The sequence below is a fragment of the Fusobacterium sp. FSA-380-WT-3A genome (assembly GCF_012843705.1).
Classification (GTDB): domain Bacteria; phylum Fusobacteriota; class Fusobacteriia; order Fusobacteriales; family Fusobacteriaceae; genus Fusobacterium_B.
The window spans coordinates 16,883-41,960 of the sequence record NZ_JABAFQ010000004.1 but is presented as its reverse complement, the minus strand read 5'-3'; the positions used below and the strand labels follow the sequence as shown (position 1 = coordinate 41,960).

Genomic DNA, 25,078 nt, shown 5'->3' with positions numbered 1-25,078 from the left:
TAACTATTTTAAACTTCTTAAATATATAATACTTTTTCTACCCCACACTGTAGAGTTATAGTTTTTACTTACATCTTCAAAAGTTTTAATAGCTTTTGCTCTCTCACCTTTTTTGAAATATACATCTCCTAACTTATATTGAGCTTCTGGATATTTATTATTCTCTAAAGTTACTTTCTCTAAATACTCTCTAGCCTTATCTTGATTTCCTGTAACATAATAAGAGTTTCCAAGCAAGAAATATAAATCTTGTGTCTCTTTATATTCTACTTTTGCTTGAGGAATAATCTTTTCTAAAACTAAAATTGCTTCTGCATAATCCTCATTATTGTAATAAGTCAAACCTTTGTCATAATCAGATATAAAAGTATTGTACTCTAAATTTTGATTTTCTTCTACTGGTGTAGTTGTTTCTGTAGTATTTTCTGGAGTTTCTGTAGTATTTCCTCCTGTTGTACTATTTATTATAGTTTCAGTAAAATCATTTTTTAAAGGTGCTGGTAATAAGCCACCTTTATTTTCTGAATAGTGAGTTCCCTTTGAAATATTTCCACTTCTAAAATAGAAAACTCCTAAAGAGTTAGCTAATTCTCTACTAGGTTTTATTGCATAATATTCCTCTAAAAATCTTAACTCTTCAGCTGTTGGTCTTCCTCTTTTTATTATATCATTTTTTACAACTTCATTTAACTCTATAGTATTTTCTTTAAAGTTAAAATAAATTTTTGATAAACTGTAGTCATTATTTAAAACTTTCTCTCTACCTAATAAAACTTTTATTTTTTCTTCAGAAGATAATTTGCAATTTTCCTCTAAGAAAGTAGCCTCACTAGATACAACTTGTCTATCATTATTTGTTACCCCTTGATTAAATAGAGCAAAACTTGCATCTTTTACTCTTGAACTTTCTGGGAATAAAATTTTAAAAGCTTGGACACTATTTTTTAATTTTCCTATATCTTTCTCTTCAACATTTTTATTTATAACATTATTTAAATCAAAAGCTGAAATTTGGTAACGAGCTTTGTTATTGATAACAATAGTTTGAGGATTTTCTCCATATTTTTCTAAAACAAAACCAAATTTTCCTTGATATAAACTTCTAAAATAAAATACTCCACCTCTTATGAAAGCATCATAAGAATTTACATTAGGTGTTGCAATAACTGTAAAATTATAAGCAGTAGTAGGTATTGCTATATATTCTCCCAAATATAAATCAAAAGCATTTCCATCCATATATGTTCTAGTTGTGTTATTTCTTATATTACTAGATACTATATCTAAGAAATAAGCAATTCCAGAATCACTTAAGAAAAACTTTTCTTGTGAAAGCATCTTATCTTTTTCAACTTGCATATTAAGTTCAGGTATTCTTCCATAACCTCCATTTAAAGAAGTTAAATTTTGACAACTATAAAAAAGGTTTACTAAAATAGCAATAAATATAAATTTTTTCATTAATCCTCCTATATTTCTTCTATAGAAATAAAGATTTTATTAATTTCTTCTTTTCCTTGATAGATTGTATATTCTGTCACAAAACCCTTTGGATGAATCTCTAGTTTTCTAGTGAATAAACTTAATTCTACATTTAGATATTGATTTATATATCTAAATTTTGTTTCCAAATTCTTTTTTAATATCAGAGAAGTTTTAGTATTTCCAACCCTCTCTATTATAACAGAATCCTCAAAAAGCTTTATAATATTTCTTCCAAGTTCATCTATATAAATGTATTCTATTTGATTGCCATCAATTTTTTTTAAAGCTTTTATCTCTTTTTCAATTAAACTTTGTTGATTTTCCAAAGTCTTTAGTTTTAAAAGAACTTTCATTAATAATCCTCTTCATCATGGTAATCTTCATTATCAAATCTTTCTCTTGAATTACGAGTATCTTCTCTATCATAATACTCATCATCTTCCCAATCTCCGATATCTTCTTTCTCATCACCATACTCTTCTTCCCAGTATTCTAAGATTTCTTCAACTTGGTCTTCGTCATCAATATGCTCTAAATCTTCTTCATCATTTGCTAAAAAGACATATTTTTCTTCGTCACTACTTTCTGCAATTACATAATCATCATTTTCATAAGTTAATGTAGCTACAATTTCAAATTCAATCTCATCTCCCAGAACCCTTCCTGTAAAGTAATCTCCAGGTAAAAACATAAAAATCCCTCCTAAGTTAAACTTTTATTTATGATATTTTGTATTATTAATTATGCTAAACCATCTGTAAATTTGTTCAGACAATATAAGACGCATCAGTTGATGTGGAAAAGTCATTTTTGAAAAACTCAATCTAAAATCTGCTTCTTTTCTTAATTCATCAGATACTCCATAAGAACCACCTATTATAAAATTAATGGTACTATATCCCTTTATACAAATATTTTCTATCTCCTTAGCCATATCTTCAGAAGATATATTTTTTCCCTGTATATCTAGTAATATATTATAACCTTTATTTTTTTCTAAAGTTTCAAATATACTTTTAGATTCCTTTTCTATAGAACCACCTCTGTCAGAGTCATTTCCAAACTCTTTTAACTCAATTATTTTAAACTTCCCAAAAGCTTGCATTCTCTTAGAAAATTCCCCTATTCCATCTAAAATATATTTTTCCTTTACTTTTCCTACACAAATAATGTTTATATTCAAAGTAGCTCCTTATTTACTCCCTAATCTTCCAAAATGTTTTTCTATATCTTTTAAAGAAAGTTTCAATAAAATTGGACGTCCATGAGGACAAGTGTATTCTTCAATCTCAAATAGTTTATCTAAAAGGATTTCCATCTCTTCAAAAGATAATTTTTGATTTGCTTTTATTGCCCCTTTGCATGATGTCATTATTATACTTTCCTCTAAAAGAGAATTTTTAATTCTTGAGTTTTTTAAATCTTCTATAATATTTTTTACTAACTCTTCAACACTACATAAAATTTTGAAATTTGGTATCCCTCTTACAAGAATATCATTTTTTTCAAAAAAATCAATATCAAATCCAAAACTTTTTAAAATTTCTATATTTTCTTCTACAATTTCTCTCTCTTTATTAGAAACTTTAAATTTTATAGGTACTAAAAGATGTTGAATTGATATCTCCTTGTTATAATAAGCCTTTTTATATTTCTCATACAATATTCTTTCATGAATTATATGTTGGTCATATATTTCTAGGTTATTATCCCTTTCTATCAAAATGTATGTATCATTTAATTGACCTATTATTTTGTAATGTTTCCTTTGAATTTTTTCTACAGATTTTTCCTTTTCTCTACCTTCTAGTGTATCAATTTTTTCGTTATTTGGAAAGATTTTTTTTAAATTTTTTTCTTTTTTTTCAAAATCTTTATTTATTTCCAAAGTTTTTTCTTCTGTAATATTTTGAATTTTTGGTTCAGCAATAGGTTCTCTAACACTAAATTTTTCCTCTTTAAAGCTCTCCTGAAAATCTTCTTTTTCTCTTTTTTCTTCTTTTGGTTTTGAAAGGTCTAGAGATATTTTTTCAGCTTGAATTACCTCCTTTTGAAAATCTTTTATATTTAAAAAATTCTCATTAGTTTCTGGTTTTATTACTGGAGCTATAAAATCATCATCACCAAAAAGTTTTTTGTTTACCTCATCATAAACATAATTATATATATACTCTTCATCAGAAAATTTAACTATTTTTTTAGTAGGATGCACATTTACATCTACATCTTTTGGGTCTAACTCCAAAAATAAAATTGCAAAAGGGTATCTCCCCTTCATAAGTTTTGTATAATATCCATCAATCAAAGCATTTTCTATAATTTGTGATTTTACAGGTCTATTATTTATAAAAATAAATATAAAATCTTTGTTAGAACGATTAAGAGATATATTTCCTAAAAATCCCAATGGAAAAGATACTAAATTTTCTAAAGTAGATTTTCCAAAAATTTCAAGGATTGTATTTTTCATCCCTCTTCCACTTGTTCTTAATACTTCTTTTCCTTCATTTAAAAGAGTTATTGAAACATTTGGATTTGCTAAAGCCTCTAACAACACCACATCTTTTATGGCTCTAAACTCTGTAACCTCTTTTTTCAAAAATTTAAGTCTTGCTGGAGTATTGAAAAATAAATCTTTAACCTCTATTTCTGTTCCTACACCTCTTGAAATTTCTTGAATATTAGTTATCTTCCCTCCTAAAGAAGTTAACATAGTTCCCATTTCACTATCTTTATCTTTTGAAGAAATAGTCATTTTTGAAACTGAACTTATTGAAGAAAGTGCTTCTCCCCTAAACCCATAAGTCATTATATTAAATAAATCCTCTTTGGTAGAAATTTTACTTGTTGCATGTCTTTCAATGCAAAGTAATAAATCTTCCTTAGACATTCCTATCCCATTATCACTTATTTTTACATATCTGTTATCATTTTTTATGTTGATTGAAATCTCTGTACTTTTAGCATCTATAGAGTTTTCTAAAAGCTCCTTTATCATATTAGCTGGTCTTTCTACCACTTCACCAGCAGCTATCATATTTGAAACTTTTTCATCTAAAATATTTATAGTCCTAATTTTTTTACCTCCTATAAAAGAATTCTAGTGATATCAAATTATACTTCATATACAGAAATTTTTCTATATTATTTTTTTATTTTTCTAAATTTTATGTTATAATATTCTAAAAATATTAAAGTATAGGGAGATTTTATGAAAAAATTTTTACTTTTAATTATCCTTTCATTAGTTGTAGGATGTACATCTACTAATAGAGTAAATAATCTAAAAACAAATACAGAAATTGTTTTACAATCTGAAAAAGAATTAAATAAATCCTTAAGAGAAGTGAATATTGAAAAAAAAGTTTATAAGGGAAAATTAGCTTATGTAGCTGGAGAAACTACTCCTTTTACTGGAGTCTTTACAAGTAGATATATAGGTCACCTTCTATATTTTGAAGAATATAAAAATGGACTTCTTGATGGAGCTCAAATTTGGTTTGGAGATGATGGAAATATTGGAATGAGAAAATATTTCTTAGCTGGAAAACAAGTAGGCGACCAAATTACATATTATCCTAATGGAAATATCCGTTCTATTTTTCCCTTTAAAGATGGAAAATTAGATGGAAATATTGAGTGGTATAACAAAAATGGACTTCTTTTTGATACAAGTGAAATTATAGATGGTACTGGAAGATATATTGTCTATTGGAACAATGGAAAAATTAAAGAGGTTGGAAATCTTACTAAGCATAAAAAGACTGGTATATGGAAAGAATTTAATCAAGAGGGAGAAATAGAAAAAGAGATTCAATACTCTAATAAAGGAACAATTTTGAAACAAAAATGGTATAAATAATCTTGTGAAATCAAAGATTTTATGCTATAATTTAATGCATGTGTATTTTATTTTGAAAGAGAGAAATATGGATATAAGAGCTTTAGAAAAAACTAATAAAATCGGTTATATATTTGATATTTTTTATCAAGGGAAGTATTTCGACTCTTTTGATGAAGTTACAAATAAAAAAAGTGTAAAAGGTCAGTTTAAAAATCTTATGAACTCTTTAGGCTTTACATGGGCTAAAGGTATCCAACAAGGAGGAAGGACAGATGCTAAAGTTTCCGGAAGTAATTGTCTTTATGTTAGTAGTACTTTCAGCAGAGATATTCAGAAAATAATATCTGAATTCAACAACTTAGCTAAGGGGGAAATGAAAATAACTCGTTATCGAAAAACTTTTCCAAATCTCGTTTTCCCTGATTATGTAAAACAACGAAAATATATATATCAATATCCTAAAAAATTAATAACTCGTTCTGAAGAGGAGATTAAAAATCTTTGTAGTGAATACAGTGGTACTTATGATGTAAGTATATTTACTGATTCTAAAGGGGAAAATCTTAAAGAACACATTAGAACTGTGGAGATTACTTATGAAAATGGGCAACTTATTTTTTTAGGAGATTCATTTATGCCAAAACAGGTTAGAATAACAAGTGGGTTTATTCTTACAGGAGACAAAACTCCACTACCTGGAAAATATCTAAAACTTCACAGTATAATTTTAGAAGATGAATTATTAAATAATATTTTTACAGAAGTTGATGATTTAAAAATTGATAATGTAGAAAAGATTGAAAAAAATTCTTTAGGAGATACTTATCTTCTATATGTTAATCCTTCTAAAAAAGGTGAAGTTATAGGTAAAAATGGTTCTAATATCAAAAAATTAAAAAAATCTCTTGGAAATGTTATTGTGAGGGAATATGATTTTATCTAGAGTGAAGCAAGTTTATACATACTTATTTTGCAAATATGATGAAAAAAATAATCTTTTAGTAAAAGAAATTTTAACTTCAGAAGAGTTTGAAATTTTTAACAAAATGAGTAGGTATGAAAAAATTCACTCTTTTAATTTACTCAAATTAATTTTAAAAAATGAAATATTAAGAAATAATAAAGATTATCAAAAACTTGCTCTTCTTCACGATTGTGGAAAGAAAAATTTTTCTTTATTTAAAAGAATAAAAAAAGTTTTAGTAGGAGATAAGGAGCTAGAGAATCATCCTAACCTCTCCTACGAAAAATTAAAAAATATAAACTTAAATGTTGGGATATTAGCAAAACATCATCACGATAAATATTATGATGAAAATATGAAAATTTTCCAACAATTAGATGATAAATAATATAAAGAGGTAATAATGAAAGTAAATATAAGTAAATATCTTTTATCAGTTGAAAAACCAGCTCAATATCTTGGAAATGAAATAAACAGTTGTCACAAAGATACATGGACAAGTAATATGTGTCTTGTGTTTCCAGATATATATGAAGTTGGAATGTCAAATCTAGGAATTAAAATTTTATATACTCTTATGAATAAAGTTCCTGGTTTCTATTTAGAAAGAGGTTTCATGCCTATGGATGATATGGAAGATATTATGAGAAAAAATAATATCCCTATGTTTTCTCTAGAAACTAAAAGTGAGCTTAGAGATTTTGATGTAGTTGGATTTTCTCTTTCTTATGAAATGTGTTATCCAAATATGTTAAATGCTCTTTCTCTTGGAGGAATTCCTTTAAGAAGAGAGGAAAGAGGAGAGGAATATCCTCTTATAATGGCTGGAGGTACTTGTGTTATGAACCCAGCTCCTCTTGAAAAATTTGTAGACTTTCTAATGGTTGGTGACGGCGAGGAAAATATGCCTGAACTTGCTAGAATTTTAGTGGCTACAAAAGGAAAAACAAAGGCTGAAAAATTACAAGCTCTTTCTAATCTTCAAGGAATTTATATTCCTAGTTTACATGATAAAAATAAAAAAGTTCAAAGAGCTATTGTAAGAGATTTAAATAAATGTGATTTATATGATGAACAACTTATACCTTATATGGCAATAGTTCACGATAGAGCTACTGCTGAAATTCAAAGAGGTTGTACAAGAGGTTGTAGATTCTGTCAAGCTGGAATTGTATATAGACCTGTTAGAGAAAGAAGTTTAGAAAAAAACATAGAACTTGTTTCAAAATTAATAGAAAATACAGGACATTCAGAAATCTCTCTTTCTTCTTTAAGTAGTAGTGACTATACAAATATTGATTCTCTTATCAGTGGTATAAAATCAAAATATTCTTGTGATAGTGTTGGAGTTTCTCTTCCATCTCTTAGAATGAATCCTCATTCTGTTAAAGTTGCTGAAATTATAAGTGGAGGAAAAAGAACAGGATTTACTTTTGCTCCAGAAGCTGGAAGTCAAAGAATGAGAGATATTATAAATAAAGGTGTTACTGAAGATGAAATTATGGCAACTGCTGAAGCTGCTGTAAGAGCTGGTTGGATGTCATTAAAATTCTATTTTATGATTGGACTTCCTTTTGAAACTATGGAAGATGTACAAGGAATTTATGAGCTTGTTAAAAAAGTTTCTCAAATGTGTAGAAGTATAGATAAAAGAATAAATATTACTGCTAGTGTTTCTAACTTTGTACCAAAACCTCATACTCCTTTTGAATGGTGTAAACAAATGTCTATGGATGAAATGGTAGAAAAACATAATTTCTTAAAAGGATTATTTACAGGTTTAAAAGGTGTAGCTTTAAAAATTCATCCACCTAAAAAATCTTTATTAGAGGGATTAATCTCTAGAGGGGATAGTAAAACTGGTGATTTAATAGAATTAGCTTTCAAAAAAGGTGTTAAATTAGATGATTATAGAGATAACTACAATTTATGGATGGAAGCTTTAAATGAACTTGGATTAAGTGTTGATTATTATCTTGGAGAAAGAAGTTTTGATGAAACTCTTCCTTGGGATATTATTGATATTGGAGTTTCAAAGGAATTTTTAAGAAGAGAATATGAAAGAGCTAAGGCTCAAACATTATCACATGACTGTAGACTTGGTTGCTTAGGTTGTGGAATGAAAAAAATAATTCCAGAGTGTGGAAATATTGTAGATACTAAAAAAGATTTTTCTCTATAAAATTTTATGAAAGGTTGTGATTTTGTGATAAATATTGGAAATGATTGGGATGAATTATTAAAACCTGAATTTGAAAAAGAGTATTATCAAAAATTAAGAAGTTTTTTAGTAAATGAATATAAAACTCAAACTATCTATCCTAATATGAATGATATTTTTTCAGCTCTAAAACTTTCTAGTTACAAAGACACAAAAGTTTTATTATTAGGGCAAGACCCCTATCATGGAGAGGGACAAGCCCATGGACTTGCTTTTTCTGTAAAACCTGGCATCACTCCACCACCATCATTAAAAAATATGTATAAAGAGATTGAAAATGAGTTGGGAATAAAACCTCCAAATAATGGTTATTTGGTTTCTTGGGCTAAACAAGGTATCCTTATGATAAATACTGTTTTAACAGTTCGTGAGGGACAAGCAAATTCTCATAAAGGACAAGGTTGGGAGATTTTTACAGATAGAATTATTGAACTTCTAAACGAAAAAGATTCTCCTGTGATTTTCATCCTTTGGGGAAATAATGCAAAATCTAAGAAAAAACTTATTACAAATAAAAAACATTTTATAATTGAGGGAGTTCATCCAAGTCCTCTTTCTGCTAGCCGTGGATTTTTTGGTTGTGGCCACTTTAAAAAAGTTAATGAAATCTTAAAATCTTTAGGAGAAAAGGAAATTGATTGGAGCATTCCTAATCTTTAAAAAAGGGGGTAAATTATGAGTCCTTTAGCTATTGCTAACCTTGCAATGTTACCTGTTAGTATAGGAATTATTGTATGGTTTGTTATAAGAGTTAATAGAAAAAATAAGAAAAAATAAACATATAAGAGGGTTCATATAACAACCCTCTTTTTTATTTATATATTCTTAAAAATTTCTATATAATTTTTTGCAAAAGTATTTTTCAAAGTTACATAATTATATTCCCTCTCTATTTTTTCTTTTAAAAAGAATCTTCCTATATCTTTATATTTTTTTGTAAATGATTCATAGACAAAAGATATCCCTAAATTTTCTTGTACAAACTCCCCTATCAAAGAAAAATTACTTATAGAAATTTGTTTTTTAAAAGAATTCAATGAAAAATTTTTATTTTCTAAAATTTGTTCTAAAATAGCTCTAGTTCCAGAGCCCTTTTCTCTTATTATAATATTTTCATCAAATAATTCTTCTATCTTCACTTCTTTATTAAAAAATCTATGCTTTTTACTACAAATTCCTATAAATTCATCTTTTTTATAAAGCTCATATTCATATTTATTTTTATCAAAAATTCCCTCTACCAAAACAAAATCTAATTGATTTTTTTCTAAAAGTTCCAATAATTTTTTTGTGTTATCAATTACTAAAGAAAAATCATAATTAATATTTTCAAACATCTTTCTTATTTTCTCATTTATTACAAATTCCCCTATTGTTTTTGTTACTCCCATTCTTATTTTTATTTTTTTCTCAGAATTTATAATCTCCTTTATTTTTATATGATTATAATAAGCTGATTTTGCATACTCTTCTAATATAAGACAACTCTCTGTCTTTTCTAACTTCTTTTTGTCATAATTAAAAAGTTTACAATTATACTCCTCTTCTAAATAATGAATATGTTGAGTGACTGCTGGCTGTGTCATATGTAACTCCTCTGCTGTCAATCTATAATTCATTTTTTCACATAGTTTTAAAAAAGTTATCATTCTATAATCTAACATCTTCATCACCATTAATAAAATTTTATTATCAATATATAATAAATGATTATTAGATTTTATCATTTTTCTATGTTAAAATCAATCTATAAAAAATATCAGGAGGAACTTATGAAAAATATCACAAAAATATTACCAGGATTTATTTTTTCTTTAATAATTGCAGGGGTTTCTAAATATTTAGAAGACTTATTACCTATCCACTTAGTAGGAGCTTCAGTTATTGCTCTTTTTATAGGAATGGCTATCAATCATTTTTATCAACCAACTGAATTAATTCAAGTAGGTTTAAAATTTACTTCTAAGAAAATTTTAAAATTTGCCATTATATTATTAGGAGCTTCTTTAAGTATTGGAACTGTTGTTAATATTGGAAAAATGTCTTTAACTATAATGTTATTTACTTTGTTTACATGTTTTGGTGGAGGATATGTAATTGGAAAATTATTAGGACTAAATTGGAAACTTTCTAATCTTATTTCAGCAGGAACTGGTATATGTGGTGGTTCAGCTATTGCTGCTATATCTCCTGTTATAGATGCAAAAGATAGTGATATTGCTTATGCTATGTCAGCTACATTTATTTTCGATATGGTTATGATTATTTTATTCCCTATAATTGGAAAATGGATGGGATTATCTGATATTGCCTATGGTTTATGGGCTGGTACTGCTGTTAATGATACTTCTAGTGTTGTGGCTGCTGGATATGCTTTTAGTGAAGCTGCTGGAGATTTTGCTACAATGGTAAAACTTACTAGAACTTTATCTATAATTCCTGTTGTTATTATTTTTGCTGTTATCAATATGCGTTTAAAACAAAAAGAAAATGTTAATGCTGAAGCTAGTGTAAAAACAAAATCATATGTTTTAACTATTTTCCCTTGGTTTATTTTTGGATTTATAGGTTTAGCTATTATAAATAGTTTTGGAATAATTCCTTCTTCACTTTCAAATTTTCTTAAAGAATCAAGTAAATTTTTAATGGTTGCTGCTCTTGCTTCTATTGGACTTAATACAAGCTTTAGAGAAATGAGAAAGTCTGGTACTTCTCCTATGATACATGGATTTATTGTATCTTTATTAGTTGTAATTGTAGCATTATTTGTAGAATATGCCATTGGACTTATATAAATTTTAATAAAAAAAGCACGAAATAATCGTGCTTTTTTTATTTTATTCAATTTATAATACTTTTTTCCAAAAATCATTTTTTCTTCTAAAAATATCTCTTCTATAAATTAATAAGATAGCTATATAGTATAAAAAATGTCTTTTGTATTTTCTAAAATATTTATTTAAATCCAAACTATTGTCTGAAAATCTTTGTAATCTCAAAACATCTTTATACATTCCAAGCTTACTAAAAATAGCTCTTCTAAATTTACTATCTATCATTACCATTTTTCCATCTTCAGTCTTTACAAAATTCTCTGGTTTACAATCCCCATGGTAATGTCCCAATTCATGTAATTTAACTATAAGTTGCATTACCTCTTCAAAATCCTCTTTACTTTTAGGGGTATCTCCTTTTATATAGTCAGTAACATAGTATATATTTTTAAGAAATGGATGTACTTTTTCTTCTGCTATTACTTTTACATTATAAGTATTCTCAAATCCCTTTTCTCTTAATTTTTTTATATTTTTATACATCATTTTTATTTTATTTTTTAGTGCAAAAGGTCCTTTAAAAACTTCTTTTTTTAAAACATAATCAGTATTATCTATTTTTAATAGATATACCTCCCTATTATATTTTTTAGTAAAAACTTTTTCTTCTTTATACTTATCTTCGATTAGCTCTCCAAGAATAATTTTATTCTCAGTGTTTTCATCAAAAAATAATTTCAATTCCATATATTTCCTCTTACCCCTTTAAAATATATTTCATAATTTCCCCAAATATGTAAAAATTAGTTGTAAAGAGTAATTATATTCTACTATAAAAAATAGAAAAAATCAATTAATTTCATTTTTCTTTAAAATAATATTTTGATTTGTTATTAAAGTATTTTTTATTTCGTCTAAATCTGGAGATATATATGAATTACCTATAAGTACCGAATATCCATAAACAAAAATCCACCAATTTTCCAAATTATAATTTTCATCTTTTTTAGAAAAATTTAAAATAATATTTTCTAAAAACTCCTTATCTCTATGAATTGATAAAAATATCTTTTTTCTTTCTTTGGCAAATCTACAAAATCCTATACTTTGATTTATATATTCATTTTCTGTGTAGGAATAATCAGTATATTTTTTAATCACCTCAAGCAGATGATTTATCAATTCTTTCTTCAATTCTTCCATTGATTGATAGTAACTATAAATTGGAGTTGTTGAGCAATTCACAATCTTGGCTATATTCCTAGCTGTAACCTTGTCCATTCCCTCTTCTAAAAAAATTTCAAAGGCTTTATTAAAGATTTTCTTTTTATAAAAAACTATTTTTCTAGACATTTTTTCCTCCAAATAATCTTGAATATTTTTTTAATCTTAAATTTGGTTTTATATTATAAACTACACTATAAATAACAGGAAAAATAAATAATGTAAGAATTGTAGAAGCAAAAAGTCCAAATATTATTGTTGCTGCCATATCTTTATATAATGGGTCCCAAAGTAAAGGAATCATACCAAAAATTGTTGTTAGAGCAGCAAGTCCTACTGACCTTATTCTACTTATAGCTGAATCAATAAGAGCTGTGAATTTATCTTTTTTCAATATATCAATTTCATAATTAATCTCATCAACCAATACTATTATATTTTTTATCATCATTCCTGAAAGAGATATAAATCCAACTATGGACATAAATCCAAAAGTTTTTCCTGTTATTATAAGTCCTGGAGCAATTCCTATCATTGCTAGTGGTAAACTCAAGAATATCAAAGTTGCTATTTTCACACTACCAAATAACAATATACAAATTATCAACATCATAAGTGCTGGTACAGGTACAGCTTTCATTAGAGCCATATTATTTTTATCTTGTTCATAATATTCTCCTAGCCAATACATCTTATATCCTTTTGGTAAATCTATTTTTTCAATTTCTTTATTAAACTTACTTCTAACTTCTTCAGCATTAACTCCAATAGGAACATCACATTGAACAATCATAGTTCTCACTCTATTTCTTCTCAATACTTGCCCCTCTTCATAAGTTAATTTACTATTTTCAATCACAGAAGATAGAGGTTCAGAAGAAAGATTTAATCCCCAAATTGGTGTTTGTTCTAGATTATCTATTTGATTTTTTTTATTTCCATCATTTTCTTTTAAAACTACTGTTACTAAGTTATCATTTTCTTTTAATTTTCCAATAGGTAATCCATCTGTTGTTCTCATAAGAGAAGTACTGATATCTAAAGGTGAAATATTAGCTCTTTTTCCATTTATTTTTGAATAATCTCCCTCCCAAGTTAAAATTTTATTTCTCCAGTTTGTTTTTATATTGAGAACCTCTGGATATTTTTTCATTATATTTATAGCTTTATTGGAAAGTTCTTTTAAAACTTTTGGGTCTGGACCAGCAAAAGCAATCTCTATTGGATATTGTGTTGGAATTCCATTAGGATATTTTTTTACACTGGTTGTAACTCCTATAATATTTTTTTGAGCATAATCCATAGCTTTTTTTCCTACTATATCAACATCTTTTGTTTTTTCCACATTAATTATTAATTGGGCAAAAGATGGATTTGGCATCTCTGGTAATGTAGCTATATAATATCTTGCTGGAGAAGCTCCAACAGTTATTGTTATATCTTTTACCCTTTCATCTGTTCTTAAATACTCACTTAACTCTTTAGCTTTCTCTTCAACAACTTCTACTTTACTTCCCTCAGGTGCCCACATATTAATAGTAAATCCTTTTTTATCAGAGTCTGGGAAAAATGTTCTAGGTATTCCAAAAAACATTATACAAGAAACTACAAAAGCCCCTAATAATATTGTTAAAGTTGTTTTTCTTGTTCTCAATAAAGCATACAATAATCTATGACATTTTTTATAAAATCTTTTTTCTTTTTTACTTTCTTTTTTTATAGGTTCATTTTCTAAATATAATTTACAATATACAGGTGTTTGAGTAAGACATAAAAACCAACTTAACATAAGAGAAATTCCTATTATTAAAAAGGCTGAGCTCACATATTCTCCAGCATATGTTGGCATAAAATATGATGGCATAAAAGCTATAGCAGCTATAATTGTAGCTCCTAAAAGTGGAAGAGCTGGTTTATAACAAGCTTCTTTTAAGGCATCTTCCATTTCCATTCCCTTATTTCTATTTACCAATACACCATCTACAATAACTATTGAGTTATCTACTAACATTCCCATTGCTATAATAAAAGAACCTAATGAAACTCTTTGCATATCTATTTTTAAAATATACATAAAAATTAAAGTTCCCAATATTGAGAGAACTAATCCACTTCCTATTATAAGTCCACTTTTCATTCCCATTGTAAGAAGTAATACTCCTACAACTGTTATTACTGACATTATAAGATTTAATACAAAATTATTTATTGCAGAAGTTACTAAATCTGGTTGATAATAAATTTTTTCTATATTAATTCCCACAGGTAATTTTTCTTTTAACTCTTCTATTTTTTCATCAATTAATTTTCCAGTTTCTACAACATTTGTTCCTGTAACAGGAGAAAGAGAAATTCCCATTGCCATTTTATCATTGTAATACATCTTTTGATTTATAGGTCTTACATAATCTCTTTTTAACTGTGCTATATCCTTTAATCTTACAATTTCATCTGTTCCATTTGGTAATTTTTTAGAAAAAATTACTAACTCACCAAGTTCTTCCATTGTTTTTATTTCATTATTTAATCTTAAATTTACTCTCAAATCTCCATAATCAATAGTTCCTCCACCTGTAATAAGATTTTGAGATAAAAGAGTTAAACTTATACTTTTATCACTTATTCCCATTGAATTTATTTTCTCTCTATCTATTATAACTTCAATGGCATCTGTAGGTTTTCCAAATTGGGCCACTTGAGCTATTCCTTTTATAGAATTTAATTCTTTAGTTATATATTCAGTATATCTTTTTAATTCTGAATAAGTATAACCATCACTTGTAACTGCTAAAAACATTCCATAAACAGCCCCATAATCATCTAATACAATACTTGGAACAACTCCTAAAGGTAAATTTAATTGAGCATCAGAAACTTTTCTTCTTACATTATCCCAATATTGTTCTACCTCATCACTATCTATTCCCTCATCTAATTTAATTTTTACCTCTGAATATCCTGGTTTTGAAACACTTTGAAGATAATCTATGTTAGGAATTTTATTTAGTGCTTCCTCTATTTTATCTGTGACATTTAGTTCCACAGTATGAGCATCTGCCTGTGGATAAAGAGTAATTACTAAAGCTTCTTTTATTTTAAATTCTGGGTCTTCTAATTTTCCAAGTTTAATATAAGAAAAAATTCCACCTATAAGCAATACAAAAACTAAAAATCTTATAACTGTTGTATTTTTTATTGAATAATCTGTCATTTTCATATAAATCACCTATAAAACTTTTCCTACATTTGTTTCTGAAAATGATTTTAAAAGTTCAACCTGTTGATTATTACTTAATTCATGAACTCCTCTTGAAACTACTTTATCTCCTATATTTAATCCTTCTACTACTACTTTTCCATCTGAATAAGGAGAAATTATTTTTATATTCTTTTCATTGACAACTCCATTTAAGAAAATCCAAACTTTTGTTTGATTATCTTTTTCAAAAATAGCTTCAATAGGAATTATCATTCCTTTAGTTTTTTCATTTTCAAAATCTACTTTTACTATCCCTTGAGAATCTACAGGAATATCTATATCATCTTCTAAAAATTTAAAAACTACAGGATAACTTAAATTTACAATACCTTTAACTTTTCCAATTTCAGCAATTTCTATATCTTTCTCTGTCCCATTATACAAAAATTTCCCATTAGTTATTTTTGAAAATTCCTTTATCTCTTTTTCTGATATATTTATTTTTATTCTTTTCTTCTCTAAAGATGAAATTTTTACAATAGGATGTCCTGCTCCTACTACTGAGCCTTCATCACAAAATTTACTACTTATATATCCATCATAAGGGGCTATCAACACTGTATCTTTAAGTTGATTTTTAGCATTTTCCAATCCTTTTAATGCTTCTTTATATTGAGCAAAAGAGGCTTTTTCTCCAGCTATTGCTGATTTTACTTTAGCTACTGCTTCGTCATAAGATTTTTTAGGTAAATTTTTTGTCTTATAAAGTTTTTCTATTCTTTCAAATTGTTGTTTTGCATTTTTACTAATAGCTTTTGAAGAGTTGTATCCACTTTCAGCCATTATCACCTTATTTTTGTAAATCTCCTCTTGTAATATATAATCTCTTTTATCCAATTTCCCTATTATATCCCCTCTTTTTACAAAACTCCCAACTTCTACATTTAGTTTTTCAAGAGGACCAGAAATTTTAAAAGCCAATGAAGTTTCATTTTTTGCTGACACAATTCCTGGATATTCTTTCACTATTTCATTGGATATACTTTCTACATTGTAAACTTCTACAGGTCTTATCAAAGGTTTACTTTCCCTTTCCTCACACCCTAACATAAAAATTAATAAAAATCCTATTAATAAAAATTTCTTTTTCATTATTTTACTTCCTCCTCAAAAGGATTTTCTCCCATAACTATTTTTAATGTTCCTACTGCCATTTCATATTGATATTTTGCTTTTTCTCTATCACTAAAAGCTTTTTCATAATCAGCTAAAGCTTTGTAATATTCCTCATTATCTATTAAATCAACATTTTTTTCTGTTTTTTTCTGTTTTAATTTTCCTTTTTCAGAATTAAAATTCATATTGGCTATTTTTAAAATTTCTTGAGCATTTTCTACATTTTTATAAGCTTTTGCAGTTTCTAAAATAGTTGTCATATACTCTTTTTCTAATTTTAATTCTCCTATTTTTTGATTTCTTACTGCTTTTTTATATTCATTAATATTTCTAAATCCATTAAATATACTTACAATTCCTGAAACATTTCCATATAAAAAATCTGAATCCATTAAAATTTCATTACTATTATTTCCATATCCTCCACCTAAAATAATCTTAGGTAAAAAATTTGATATGGCTATTTTCTTAATATCTTCTCCAATATTTTTTTGTTCCTCTATGATTATCAATTTTTCATTTTGATTTATAGCTTTATATATACACTCATCTAAAGAGGATAATTTTTTTATATTTGTATCTATATTTTGTAGTCTTATATCTGTTGACATATCCATATTTAAAGTTCTTTTTAAACTCATCTTTGCTATTTCTAAATCTCTTTTATTTTTATCCAATAAAAATTCTTTAGTCGCCACTAAAGTTTTTGATTTTTCTAACTCCCAAGGTAATACACTGCCAACTTTTAATGAAACTTCTACTTTTCTTTGAAGTTCTTTAGCTGATTTTAATTGATTTTCTAAAGTTTCTCTTTCTGATTCTAAAGCAAGTATATAATAATATTCTCCCATAACTTGTAACTGTAACATCTTATCTGCTAACTCCTCCACAATCTGTGAAATATTTTCTCCTTTTTTTCTAGCACTATATAAATACCAAGTAGATGGAACAAATATAGGAACTTGAGCATTTATGCTATAAGTATAGAAAGATTTATCCACTGCTCTCATTCCTAAAATATCAGGTAATCCAAAAGAACTACCTAGTCCGTAAGTATTTACCCCAATATTTATATCGTCATCTAATTTTGTATATCCTCCACCAAAATTAATTGAGGGTAAAAAATTACTGAAAGCTATTTTTCTATCTAAAGTTGAAATTTCACTTTCTAGTCTTTTAATTTCTAAATCTAAATTTCTTTCTCTAGCTGTTAATATAGCTTCAGCAACAGAAATATCTTGTATATAAATTTTGGGATTTTTTGTACTTTTATTTTCTATTTTAGGTTTATTTTTTTCTAATTCCATATTTTTTACAGGCTGATTATTGGTACATCCCACAACAAAAATAAAAGATAACATCAATAAAAATTTCATCATTTTTTCTCCTTTTTTTATAAACTACTTAGTCTATTTTTAACAAGCTTAATATACTACTTTTTTTTATTTTTGTCAATTTATTTTTGTTTATTTTAATGATTTAAGTCATTAAAACTTTTTATTTTAATTTTTATTTTCTAAACTAATAAGTCTAAAAATTAAAAGACAAAAATAAAGACTATTACAAAATCTGTAATAGTCTTTAAGAACTTTTATTATTTAATTTTATTTTAATCATTTTTTACAATTCCATATAATAATATATCCAACCATTTTTCTATATTTTCATCATATTCTTCAAATACTTTTTCTATATCTCCTGTTTCCTGTACTTTTTTATGTAGTTTTTCATTTAAACCATTTTGAGTAAATTCAATAAAAGCTATAATATCTTCAACTTCTAAATTTTCTCTAATTTTCATCTTTAATATATTTTTTCTAGCAAAGTTAAAAGTAAATTCATCAAATTCTTTTTTTATATTAGCTATTTCATTAACAAGATGTTTTGGTTCCCCTATTAAAGTATTAAAAAATATTTTTTGCATATTTGGATATTTAGTAAAAAATTTATATCTTATTTCTAAGAAAGTTTTTATCCCTCTTCTCCAACCTAAATCCTCGTTTAAGTTTTCTTTATAGTAATCTACCATCAAATCAAAACAATACTTTACACATAAAAGATAAAGCTCATCTTTCTCTTTAAAATAATGATACATCACTCCTTTTGATATTTTTCCAATTTCACAAATCCTATTTATAGAAGATTTATCATAACTATAGTTTCCAAATTCTTCCAAAGCAGCCTGAAATATTTTATACTGTGATATTGTATTTTTTTCTTTTTGTCTCATAAATATTCTCCTAATTATTTTTAGTTATCCAACTAATTCTATTTCCATCTGGGTCTAAAATTATGCTTTCATAGCATCCATCTCCTGTAGTTCTATTTTCACCAACTATTTTATACCCATTTTTTCTAAAGTTTTCTGTCATCTCATCTACTTTCTCTTTTCTATCAACTTTAAAAGCTAGATGTGTAAATCCTATTCTCTTTCTTCCTCCTCCTTTATATCAACTCTTTTCATAAGTTCTAACCTACAACCACTTTCAAAAGAAAGTAAGATTCAAATTTTTTTATCTTATTTACATACTTTTCATTACTTTCTCCATTAAAAAATTTACAATAAAAATCTTTTAACTCCTCTAATTTTTCTGCCCATATGGCTCATATTATTCTCCCAAAAATATTTTTCTTAGATATTTTGCTTCTCCATCTTCATCTGTTGTTAGTATTACTTCATTATTAGGTAAAGCTCTTTTTAATTTATCACTTCCATTACCCATAATCAATCCTTTTCCTACAATACTTAACATCTCTTCATCATTAAGTCCATCTCCAAAAGCAATTGTTTCAGATAATTTAAATCCTCCTCTATCCAATATCTCTTTTAGAGTTTTTCCTTTTGATACATCATTTTTCATAATCTCTAAACATATATCTAAAGAAGCTGTAATAGTTATCTCACCTTTAAGTATCGGATTTTTTCTTATTTGATTTTCTAATTTTTCTATTTTTTTCACATCATCAGCTATAAAACAAAATTTTAATACATCTTTTTTATTAAAGTTTTTAAAGTCTACTACATTAGGAGAAAATCCAGATTCTTTATGATATTTTTCAAACTCAGAAAAATATTTTTCTACATACCAACCATCATTTGTGAAGATATTTACAGAAATATCCTCTTCAACTTTTAAATTTAATAACTCTTTTACTATTTTTTCATCCATTATATGCTCAACTAAAATCTCTCCTTTTTCATTGTGAGCATTAGTTCCATTAGAAGATATTAAATAAGATTCAGCTCCTAATTGTTTCATAAAACAAGAGGCATCTATAAAATGTCTACCTGTGGCTATAATAAATTTTATACCTTTTTTTTCAATTATTTCCCTTATAGTTTCCTTTGTGTAAGCTGAAATTTCATGATTTGAATTTAATAAAGTTCCATCTAAATCACTTACCACTACTTTATATTTCATACTTCTCTCCTTTTCATTTTCCCATTATAATTATATATTAGAATAAAAAATAATTCAATAATTAAAATATTCATAAAAATTTTATGATATAATATATAAAAAGTTATAAAGGAGGTAAATGTGAAAATAGAAATTACTGAAAGAGTATCAAAATACATTAAGAAAAATGATATTATTGGTATTTGTTTAAAAAGAGAAACATTGGCCTTTGGCTGAGCTGGATGTCGTGATGTAATTCAGGGTGAATTCGTTAAACATATTTCTGATATGGAAAAAAGAGAGATTGAATATATCAACGAAGATGTTGACGGAATAAAAGTGTTTATTCCAGTATATTTAAAAAATTTAAAATATATTAAGATAAGTTGTAACTTTGTAAGTGTTTTTACATCTGGAATGGTTTTAGATGTAGAAGGATATGAAAAAATATAAATAAAAAAGGCTATTGTACATTTACAATAGCCTATCTTTTTTATTAGTCATCTATGTAGTTATCAAAATATCCTTGAATTAAAATAATTGGTGTTCCTTTATCTCCACTTCCAGAAGTTAAGTCACATAATGAACCAATTAAATCTGTTAATCTTCTTGGAGTAGTTCCTTGAGTTATCATTTGTCCTTTAAGGTCAGAATCTTTTCCTTTTATTGCTTCAGCAACAGCTTTTTGTAACTCTTCACCTTTCAATCCAGCTAAATCATTATCAGCTAAATATTTTAATTTAATTTCGTTTGGAGTTCCTTCTAATCCATCTGTATATCCAGGAGATACTACAGGGTCAGCAAGTTCCCAAATTTTTCCAACTGGGTCTTTGAAAGCTCCGTCTCCATAAACCATAACTTCTATATGTTTTCCAGTTTTTTCTTCTAACATTTTTTGAATTTTTACAACTAACTCTTTACAGTCACGAGGGAATAATTTTACAGAAGTTTCTGTAGCTTTATTAGAACCTAATAATCCATAATCAGCATTATATCCACTTCCATTAACTGATTCAGTTAATATTTCATCCATTCCATAAACTAATTTAGCACCAGCTTTTTTTAATAATTTTTTAGTTCTCATACGAGTATGAATATCACAGTTTAACACACAGTCTGTATATTTTAAGATAGCTGTTGGATTATTAGCAAAAACAACTTCTACTTCTGCACCTTGCTCTCTTATTAATTCTGAATAATATTCTATATAGTTTACTCCTGTAAATACATGGATAGGATTTCCAAATTTTTCAGTAAATTCTTTTTCTGTTAAAACATCTGTCCAAGGATTTACACCTTTTTCATCTAATAAATCATAATCAATAAAGTGGTTTCCAACTTCATCAGAAGGATAACTAAACATTAAAACTATTTTTTTAGCTCCTTTTGCTATTCCTTTTAAACATACAGAAAATCTATTACGACTTAATATTGGGAATATAAGTCCTATTGTATTTTCTCCATATTTTGCTTTAACGTCTGCTGCTATATCATCTATTGTAGCATAGTTTCCTTGAGCTCTTCCTACAACTGATTCTGTTATAGCTACCACATCTCTATTTCTTAATGTAATATTTTCACTTTCACAAGCAGCTAATACAGCATCAACTGTAAAAGTTGTAATGTCATCACCTTGTTTTATAATTGGTGCACGAAGTCCTCTTGAAATAGTTCCTACTAATCTTCCCATACATCTTCTCCTTTTACATTGATTTTATTTTTAACATTTAATTATAATATTTTTTAGCTACTTTTGTCAAATAAAAAATAAAAGAGCAGTAAAAACTGCTCTTTTTCTATCCCTCAATTAGATTTAAATCTGCCATTTTTTCATAAATGTCATTTAATTTTTTCATTTGAGATAATCTATTATTTTTTATAGCTTCATCTTTATCATTTATCATTACACTATTAAAGTAATTATTTACTACCTCTTCACCTTTTAATACTTCATTTAAGTATCCTTTATAATTTTTTGAAGAAAGTAAAGAATCTACTTCTTTATTTAATGATTCAACATAATTATGTAATGATTTTTCTGCATCTTCACTAAATAAATTAACATCAATAGAAGAATCTTTATGGGATTTAACAATATTTCCAACTCTTTTTACAATTCCTACTAAGTTTTTAAAACTTTCTTCTTGAACTGTACTTTCTAATACTTCTATAGCTGCTTTTGTATCAATAACATTATCCCAAGCTACTGCTACTACTGATAATATTACATCTCTTCTGTATCCCATATCTGTAAATACATTGATTACTCTTTGCTTTAAGAACTCTAATACTTCTTTCTTAAGTTCTACTTTATCTCTTTTTAATACTCCGTCAGCTTCTAAAATTTCTATACTTCTATCAACTAACTCTTCTAAAGATACATTTAAGTTTGAATTTATAATAACATTTACAATTCCTAAAGCTGCTCTTCTTAAAGCAAATGGGTCTTTAGAACCTGTAACTTGTACTCCAACTCCTAAACATCCTACTAAAGTATCCATTCTATCACAGATTCCTGCAACAATTCCCTCTTTAGTTGTTGGAAGTTTATCCCCTTTAAATCTTGGGAAGTAATGCTCTTGAATTCCTAAAGAAACTGTTTCTTTTTCTCCAGATTTTAAAGCATAGTCAGCTCCCATTAATCCTTGAAGTTCTGTAAACTCTTTTTCGTTTATCATATTTGTTACAAGGTCAGCTTTACATAAAGTGATAGTTCTTTGGATATCTCCTCTTACATCACTATATCCTAATCTATCAATTAAAGTATCAGCAAGTTTTGATACTCTTCTGATTTTAGCAGCTATTGTTCCTAAATCTTTTTGGAATACTACTGTTTCTAATTTTTTAACATTTTCTACTAAAGATTGTTTTAAATCTTCTTGATAGAAAAATCTTGCATCAGCAAGTCTTGCTGATAAAACTTTTTCATTTCCAGCTTTAACTTTATCAGAATATTCAATACCATTTCTTATTACAACAAATTTTGGTAATAATTTTCCATTTTTATCTAAAATTGGGAAATATCTTTGGTGAACTTCCATAGATATAATTAAAACTTCTTGTGGTACTTCTAAGAAATCTGAATTAAATGTACCAACTATTGGATAAGGATATTCTACTAAGTTTGTAACTTCATCTAAAAGATTTTCATGGATTAAAACTACTTCGTTTTCTCCAGTACAATTTTTAGCTATCATATCTCTTATCATTTGTTTTCTCTCTGCTATATCAATGATAACATTATTTTCTCTTATTTTTGTAAAATATTCATCAACATTTGATACTGTAAATCTTCCACCAAAGAATCTATGTCCTCTTGATTCTAATCCACTTTCAATTCCTTCAATTTCAAATTTTACAAGTTCATTATCAACTATAGCTAAAAACCATTGAATAGGTCTTGCAAATCTAAATTTTCTGTCTGCCCATTTCATTGATTTTGGAAATTCTAATTCTAATACAAGATTTTTTAGAATATCAGATAATAGAGATTTTGTTTCAACCCCTTTAGAGAATTTTCTAACAGCAATATATTCTCCTTTTGGTGTTTCAACTATTTCTAAATCTTTTGCTTCTACTCCTTGAGATTTTGCAAATCCAAGTCCTGCTTTTGATAAAGAACCATCTTCACCATAAGCCACTCTTTTTGCTGGTCCCATATTTAATTCATTTAAGTCCTCTTGTCTTTCTGCTAATCCTTCTACTAAAATAACTAATCTTCTAGGAGTTCCAAAAGTTTTTATCTCTTCATATTTTATTCTTTCATCTTTGAATTTTTTTGATAAATTATTTTTTAAGTCATTTAAAGCATTAACTAGGAATCTAGCTGGATTTTCTTCCATTCCTATTTCAAATAATAACCTCATGTTTTTATCTCCTTTTTATCTCAATTATATTTCCATTATTAACTGACTAGATTTTTTTCTTTAATAATGGATATCCTAAATTCTTTCTGTTTTCTACATAGATTTCAGCACATCTTTTTGCTAAATCTCTTACTCTTAAAATATAAGCCATTCTTTCTGTAGTAGAAATTGCCCCTCTTGAATCTAGAACATTAAATGTATGAGAACATTTTAAAACATAGTCATATGCTGGTAATACAAGTCCTGCATCTAAGATTTTCTTAGCTTCTGCTTCATATTCATCAAACCATTTAAAATGAGATTCTAAATTTGCTAATTCAAATGAATATTTTGAATTTTCATATTCATATTGATATCTCATATCTCCATATTTAACTTCTTCTGTCCAGTCTAAATCATAAACATTTGATTTATTTTGAATGTAAAGAGCTATTCTCTCTAATCCATATGTTATTTCTACTGGAACTATATCAAGTTCTAATCCTCCAACTTGTTGGAAATATGTAAATTGTGTTATTTCCATTCCGTCTAACCATACTTCCCAACCAAGTCCCCAAGCTCCAAGAGTTGGTGATTCCCAGTCATCTTCAACAAATCTTATATCATGTTCTTCTGGAATTATTCCTAAAAGTCTTAAACTTTCTAAGTATAATTCTTGAATATTATCTGGAGAAGGTTTCATTATAACTTGAAATTGATGATGTTGATAAACTCTATTTGGGTTTTCTCCATATCTTCCATCTTTTGGTCTTCTTGATGGTTCTACATATGCAGTTTTCCAAGGTTCTGGTCCTAAAGCCATTAAGAAAGTGTTAGGGTTAAATGTCCCTGCTCCTGTTTCTATGTCATATGGATTTCCTAAAACACAACCTTTTGACCCCCAATATCTTTGAAGAGTTGTTATTATCTCTTGAAATGTCATTT

The 25,078-nt window shown here is 26.8% G+C and carries 24 protein-coding genes; 7 read left to right on the top strand and 17 right to left on the bottom strand.

What is annotated here, in order from left to right; translation table 11 throughout:
- Positions 1-3: 3 nt before the first annotated feature.
- The 5 genes from HF862_RS04110 to mutL are packed head-to-tail and all read right to left on the bottom strand — an operon-like array spanning position 4 to position 4,561.
- The gene (locus tag HF862_RS04110) at positions 4-1,461 is read right to left on the bottom strand and encodes a tol-pal system YbgF family protein (RefSeq protein WP_170186659.1); all 1,458 of its coding nucleotides are present in this window, start codon (positions 1,459-1,461) and stop codon (positions 4-6) included.
- 8 nt (positions 1,462-1,469) lie between these two features.
- Positions 1,470-1,838 (bottom strand): DUF1934 family protein, encoded by a 369-nt coding sequence (locus HF862_RS04105; protein ID WP_170186658.1) that lies wholly within the window; start codon positions 1,836-1,838, stop codon positions 1,470-1,472.
- Positions 1,838-2,176 (bottom strand): DUF1292 domain-containing protein, encoded by a 339-nt coding sequence (locus HF862_RS04100; protein WP_170186657.1) that lies wholly within the window; start codon positions 2,174-2,176, stop codon positions 1,838-1,840. Before HF862_RS04100 ends, HF862_RS04105 begins: the two co-directional genes overlap by 1 nt.
- Positions 2,177-2,200: 24 nt before the next feature.
- The gene (gene rlmH, locus HF862_RS04095; protein WP_170186656.1) at positions 2,201-2,668 is read right to left on the bottom strand and encodes a 23S rRNA (pseudouridine(1915)-N(3))-methyltransferase RlmH; all 468 of its coding nucleotides are present in this window, start codon (positions 2,666-2,668) and stop codon (positions 2,201-2,203) included.
- A gap of 9 nt (positions 2,669-2,677) precedes the next feature.
- Positions 2,678-4,561, bottom strand: a complete 1,884-nt coding sequence (gene mutL / locus HF862_RS04090; RefSeq protein ID WP_170186754.1) for a DNA mismatch repair endonuclease MutL — start codon at positions 4,559-4,561, stop codon at positions 2,678-2,680.
- 135 nt (positions 4,562-4,696) lie between these two features.
- Here mutL and HF862_RS04085 point away from each other — a divergent pair, with 135 nt between their 5' ends.
- The 5 genes from HF862_RS04085 (at position 4,697) to HF862_RS04065 (ending at position 9,174) form a co-directional block, all read left to right on the top strand.
- The gene (locus HF862_RS04085) at positions 4,697-5,347 is read left to right on the top strand and encodes a toxin-antitoxin system YwqK family antitoxin (RefSeq protein ID WP_170186655.1); all 651 of its coding nucleotides are present in this window, start codon (positions 4,697-4,699) and stop codon (positions 5,345-5,347) included.
- Between the two features lie 67 nt (positions 5,348-5,414).
- On the top strand, positions 5,415-6,272 hold the full coding sequence (locus tag HF862_RS04080; protein WP_170186654.1) for a KH domain-containing protein: 858 nt from the start codon (positions 5,415-5,417) through the stop codon (positions 6,270-6,272).
- Positions 6,259-6,681, top strand: coding sequence for an HD domain-containing protein (locus HF862_RS04075; protein WP_170186653.1), 423 nt, complete (start codon positions 6,259-6,261; stop codon positions 6,679-6,681). Before HF862_RS04080 ends, HF862_RS04075 begins: the two co-directional genes overlap by 14 nt.
- A gap of 15 nt (positions 6,682-6,696) precedes the next feature.
- Entirely contained in the window at positions 6,697-8,475 is a 1,779-nt protein-coding gene (locus HF862_RS04070; protein ID WP_170186652.1) for a TIGR03960 family B12-binding radical SAM protein, read from the top strand.
- Between the two features lie 24 nt (positions 8,476-8,499).
- Entirely contained in the window at positions 8,500-9,174 is a 675-nt protein-coding gene (locus HF862_RS04065) for a uracil-DNA glycosylase (RefSeq protein ID WP_170186753.1), read from the top strand.
- Between the two features lie 155 nt (positions 9,175-9,329).
- Here HF862_RS04065 and HF862_RS04060 read toward each other — a convergent pair whose 3' ends face one another.
- Positions 9,330-10,178, bottom strand: a complete 849-nt coding sequence (locus HF862_RS04060) for a LysR family transcriptional regulator (protein WP_170186651.1) — start codon at positions 10,176-10,178, stop codon at positions 9,330-9,332.
- A 108-nt stretch (positions 10,179-10,286) separates the two neighbouring features.
- Here HF862_RS04060 and HF862_RS04055 point away from each other — a divergent pair, with 108 nt between their 5' ends.
- Positions 10,287-11,309: a YeiH family protein gene (locus HF862_RS04055; RefSeq protein ID WP_170186650.1), complete on the top strand. Its 1,023-nt coding sequence runs from the start codon at positions 10,287-10,289 to the stop codon at positions 11,307-11,309.
- A gap of 51 nt (positions 11,310-11,360) precedes the next feature.
- Here HF862_RS04055 and HF862_RS04050 read toward each other — a convergent pair whose 3' ends face one another.
- The 8 genes from HF862_RS04050 to HF862_RS04015 form a co-directional block, all read right to left on the bottom strand.
- Positions 11,361-12,035, bottom strand: a complete 675-nt coding sequence (locus tag HF862_RS04050) for a lipopolysaccharide kinase InaA family protein (protein WP_170186649.1) — start codon at positions 12,033-12,035, stop codon at positions 11,361-11,363.
- Between the two features lie 102 nt (positions 12,036-12,137).
- Positions 12,138-12,641: a TetR/AcrR family transcriptional regulator gene (locus HF862_RS04045; RefSeq protein ID WP_170186648.1), complete on the bottom strand. Its 504-nt coding sequence runs from the start codon at positions 12,639-12,641 to the stop codon at positions 12,138-12,140.
- Positions 12,634-15,729, bottom strand: a complete 3,096-nt coding sequence (locus HF862_RS04040; protein WP_170186647.1) for an efflux RND transporter permease subunit — start codon at positions 15,727-15,729, stop codon at positions 12,634-12,636. The genes HF862_RS04045 and HF862_RS04040 overlap by 8 nt, the downstream gene beginning before the upstream one ends.
- Before the next feature lie 9 nt (positions 15,730-15,738).
- Positions 15,739-16,863 carry an efflux RND transporter periplasmic adaptor subunit gene (locus HF862_RS04035; protein ID WP_170186646.1) on the bottom strand — a complete coding sequence of 375 codons (1,125 nt, stop codon included), beginning with the start codon at positions 16,861-16,863 and terminating at the stop codon, positions 15,739-15,741.
- A complete protein-coding gene (locus HF862_RS04030; RefSeq protein ID WP_170186645.1) occupies positions 16,863-18,266 on the bottom strand; it encodes a TolC family protein in 1,404 nt (467 codons plus the stop codon). Before HF862_RS04030 ends, HF862_RS04035 begins: the two co-directional genes overlap by 1 nt.
- A gap of 230 nt (positions 18,267-18,496) precedes the next feature.
- The gene (locus tag HF862_RS04025; protein WP_170186644.1) at positions 18,497-19,117 is read right to left on the bottom strand and encodes a TetR/AcrR family transcriptional regulator; all 621 of its coding nucleotides are present in this window, start codon (positions 19,115-19,117) and stop codon (positions 18,497-18,499) included.
- A gap of 10 nt (positions 19,118-19,127) precedes the next feature.
- Entirely contained in the window at positions 19,128-19,313 is a 186-nt protein-coding gene (locus HF862_RS10005) for a VOC family protein (protein WP_304205970.1), read from the bottom strand.
- A gap of 183 nt (positions 19,314-19,496) precedes the next feature.
- Positions 19,497-20,309, bottom strand: a complete 813-nt coding sequence (locus HF862_RS04015; protein ID WP_170186643.1) for a Cof-type HAD-IIB family hydrolase — start codon at positions 20,307-20,309, stop codon at positions 19,497-19,499.
- A 267-nt stretch (positions 20,310-20,576) separates the two neighbouring features.
- Between HF862_RS04015 and HF862_RS04010 the strand changes: the two genes are divergently transcribed.
- A complete protein-coding gene (locus HF862_RS04010; protein ID WP_170186642.1) occupies positions 20,577-20,741 on the top strand; it encodes a hypothetical protein in 165 nt (54 codons plus the stop codon).
- Between the two features lie 43 nt (positions 20,742-20,784).
- Here HF862_RS04010 and HF862_RS04005 read toward each other — a convergent pair whose 3' ends face one another.
- From HF862_RS04005 to glyQ, 3 genes are all read right to left on the bottom strand, one after another.
- Complete coding sequence (locus HF862_RS04005) at positions 20,785-21,978, bottom strand: coenzyme F420-0:L-glutamate ligase (RefSeq protein ID WP_170186641.1); 1,194 nt, start codon at positions 21,976-21,978, stop codon at positions 20,785-20,787.
- 106 nt (positions 21,979-22,084) lie between these two features.
- Positions 22,085-24,154: a glycine--tRNA ligase subunit beta gene (gene glyS / locus HF862_RS04000; protein WP_170186640.1), complete on the bottom strand. Its 2,070-nt coding sequence runs from the start codon at positions 24,152-24,154 to the stop codon at positions 22,085-22,087.
- 46 nt (positions 24,155-24,200) lie between these two features.
- Complete coding sequence (gene glyQ, locus HF862_RS03995; protein WP_170186639.1) at positions 24,201-25,076, bottom strand: glycine--tRNA ligase subunit alpha; 876 nt, start codon at positions 25,074-25,076, stop codon at positions 24,201-24,203.
- Positions 25,077-25,078 lie beyond the last annotated feature (2 nt).

What these genes read in the sequence shown, in the direction of transcription:
- glyS (WP_170186640.1), bottom strand. Translation starts at nt 24,154, where the DNA reads ATGAGGTTATTATTTGAAATAGGAATGGAAGAAAATCCAGCTAGATTC.
- HF862_RS04070 (WP_170186652.1), top strand. Translation starts at nt 6,697, where the DNA reads ATGAAAGTAAATATAAGTAAATATCTTTTATCAGTTGAAAAACCAGCT.
- HF862_RS04085 (WP_170186655.1), top strand. Translation starts at nt 4,697, where the DNA reads ATGAAAAAATTTTTACTTTTAATTATCCTTTCATTAGTTGTAGGATGT.
- HF862_RS04110 (WP_170186659.1), bottom strand. Translation starts at nt 1,461, where the DNA reads ATGAAAAAATTTATATTTATTGCTATTTTAGTAAACCTTTTTTATAGT.
- HF862_RS04035 (WP_170186646.1), bottom strand. Translation starts at nt 16,863, where the DNA reads ATGAAAAAGAAATTTTTATTAATAGGATTTTTATTAATTTTTATGTTA.
- HF862_RS04100 (WP_170186657.1), bottom strand. Translation starts at nt 2,176, where the DNA reads ATGTTTTTACCTGGAGATTACTTTACAGGAAGGGTTCTGGGAGATGAG.
- HF862_RS04055 (WP_170186650.1), top strand. Translation starts at nt 10,287, where the DNA reads ATGAAAAATATCACAAAAATATTACCAGGATTTATTTTTTCTTTAATA.
- HF862_RS04030 (WP_170186645.1), bottom strand. Translation starts at nt 18,266, where the DNA reads ATGATGAAATTTTTATTGATGTTATCTTTTATTTTTGTTGTGGGATGT.
- HF862_RS04010 (WP_170186642.1), top strand. Translation starts at nt 20,577, where the DNA reads ATGGAAAAAAGAGAGATTGAATATATCAACGAAGATGTTGACGGAATA.
- HF862_RS04015 (WP_170186643.1), bottom strand. Translation starts at nt 20,309, where the DNA reads ATGAAATATAAAGTAGTGGTAAGTGATTTAGATGGAACTTTATTAAAT.
- glyQ (WP_170186639.1), bottom strand. Translation starts at nt 25,076, where the DNA reads ATGACATTTCAAGAGATAATAACAACTCTTCAAAGATATTGGGGGTCA.
- HF862_RS04050 (WP_170186649.1), bottom strand. Translation starts at nt 12,035, where the DNA reads ATGGAATTGAAATTATTTTTTGATGAAAACACTGAGAATAAAATTATT.
- HF862_RS04080 (WP_170186654.1), top strand. Translation starts at nt 5,415, where the DNA reads ATGGATATAAGAGCTTTAGAAAAAACTAATAAAATCGGTTATATATTT.
- HF862_RS04075 (WP_170186653.1), top strand. Translation starts at nt 6,259, where the DNA reads ATGATTTTATCTAGAGTGAAGCAAGTTTATACATACTTATTTTGCAAA.
- HF862_RS04040 (WP_170186647.1), bottom strand. Translation starts at nt 15,729, where the DNA reads ATGAAAATGACAGATTATTCAATAAAAAATACAACAGTTATAAGATTT.
- HF862_RS04105 (WP_170186658.1), bottom strand. Translation starts at nt 1,838, where the DNA reads ATGAAAGTTCTTTTAAAACTAAAGACTTTGGAAAATCAACAAAGTTTA.
- HF862_RS04005 (WP_170186641.1), bottom strand. Translation starts at nt 21,978, where the DNA reads ATGGGAAGATTAGTAGGAACTATTTCAAGAGGACTTCGTGCACCAATT.
- HF862_RS04045 (WP_170186648.1), bottom strand. Translation starts at nt 12,641, where the DNA reads ATGTCTAGAAAAATAGTTTTTTATAAAAAGAAAATCTTTAATAAAGCC.
- HF862_RS04025 (WP_170186644.1), bottom strand. Translation starts at nt 19,117, where the DNA reads ATGAGACAAAAAGAAAAAAATACAATATCACAGTATAAAATATTTCAG.
- HF862_RS04060 (WP_170186651.1), bottom strand. Translation starts at nt 10,178, where the DNA reads ATGTTAGATTATAGAATGATAACTTTTTTAAAACTATGTGAAAAAATG.